Origin of the sequence: Nonomuraea maheshkhaliensis, from assembly GCF_039529435.1 — a bacterium.
Lineage (GTDB): Bacteria > Actinomycetota > Actinomycetes > Streptosporangiales > Streptosporangiaceae > Nonomuraea > Nonomuraea maheshkhaliensis.
Genome location: NZ_BAAAMU010000307.1, coordinates 1 through 1,443 on the forward strand (window position 1 = coordinate 1; position 1,443 = coordinate 1,443).

A 1,443-nucleotide genomic window follows, 5' to 3' on the forward strand; every position below is an offset into this window, starting at 1 on the left:
GGCGGCCGGGTCGCCGACGACGACGGCCCATGGGGCGTGGAACGCCGGGAGGCCGGTCGCGAGCGCGGCCGGGGTGCCGGTCGTGCTGCCGGGGCCCGCCCACGCTCTTACGGCCGGGGCCGGGGGCGGTAGCTGCCGTATCCCGGAATGGTGCTGGTCGGGCCGCCACGCCTGGGCCTGCGCGACGGTGATCTGCGCAACGGCCTGCGCGTGGGCGGCCGGCGGCAGGAACCAGGAGAGGAGGAGCAGGAAAGCGGCCGACAGCCGAGTACGCATGACCCCTCCCTCCTCCGACGACTCACCCTAGCCGTACGCGGACGAAAGCGGCGCTTCCTCCCAAGAGAGGAGAATGGCCGTCACTCCGGTACGTCGGCAGCCTCGCGCGACCGAACGGCCGTCACTCCGGCAGGTTCGGGGGCGTCGGCTGGGTGCCGGAGGCGAGCCACCGGGCGCGCCGCTCGATCTCGCCGCCCCACCCGTCGGGCACCACCGTGAAGCGGCCGGCCCGGACGGCGGCCAGGGCGCCGGCGGCGACGTCGGCCGGGTCCTCGCCCTCAGGCGACATTCCGGTGCGGACGAGCGCGGGGCACAGCAGCGTCACCCCGATCGGCGTGCCGGCCAGCGACAGCGCCGCCTGCTCGGCGAGCGCGACGACGGCGTGCTTGGAGGCCGCGTACGCGCCACCGGCCGGGAACGTCACCAGCCCCGCCAGCGAGGCCGTGATCAGGATGTGCCCGGGCCGCCCGCCGGCCAGCATCCTGGGCACGAACGCCCGCAGGCCGTTGCTCACGCCGCCCACGTTGACCGCGAACACGCGCGCCCAGTCCTCGGCGCTCACCTCCCACGGCACGCCGAGGTCGCGGCCGACGATGCCCGCGTTCAGGCAGACGAGGTCGGGCACGGGCACGGCGGCGGCGAGCGCCTCCATCGAGCCGGCGTCGGAGACGTCGGCGGCGACGGCGCTCCCGCCCAGCTCGCCGGCGGTCTCGGTGAGGGCCGCCGCGTCGATGTCGGAGAGCACGACGCGCGCCCCCTCCGCGATCAGCCGGGCGGCCAGAGCGCGGCCGATCCCACCGGCGGCACCGGTGACGACGGCGTTCGTGATCTTCATGTCCTGCTTTCGGCGACGGTGGTGGCTGGTGGTGACGGTGATGGCCGGCGGTGTGGCTGGTGACTGCGTGACATGACGACGCTACTCACCACTCGGCCATCCCGTCGCCGGGTTTTCGCCGGTCGTCAGGCGATCAGGGCCGACAGACGGTCGATCGCGGCTCGTTCCGCCTCGTAGATCGCGCTCACCCTGGCGCTCAGCGCGGCGAAGAGCGGGCCGGGGCCGCCATCGGCGGCGAGGGAGTCGTTCGCGGGGGGGCGGGGCGGCCCCACCCGCAACGCCCAGGACCAGGACGAAGGCGATCCCGGTCAGCACGGCGACGTTCATCTCTC

The 1,443-nt window shown here is 75.0% G+C and carries 3 protein-coding genes; all 3 read right to left on the reverse strand.

Features of this window, described 5'->3' with window-relative positions; all coding sequences use genetic code 11:
- A partial coding sequence (locus ABFX54_RS56540; protein ID WP_346115601.1) for a hypothetical protein occupies positions 1-276 on the reverse strand: 276 nt, incomplete at its 3' end.
- A gap of 121 nt (positions 277-397) precedes the next feature.
- Complete coding sequence (locus tag ABFX54_RS56545; protein WP_346115602.1) at positions 398-1,111, reverse strand: SDR family NAD(P)-dependent oxidoreductase; 714 nt, start codon at positions 1,109-1,111, stop codon at positions 398-400.
- A gap of 125 nt (positions 1,112-1,236) precedes the next feature.
- Positions 1,237-1,383 (reverse strand): hypothetical protein, encoded by a 147-nt coding sequence (locus tag ABFX54_RS56550; RefSeq protein WP_346115603.1) that lies wholly within the window; start codon positions 1,381-1,383, stop codon positions 1,237-1,239.
- Between the last annotated feature and the right edge of the window lie 60 nt (positions 1,384-1,443).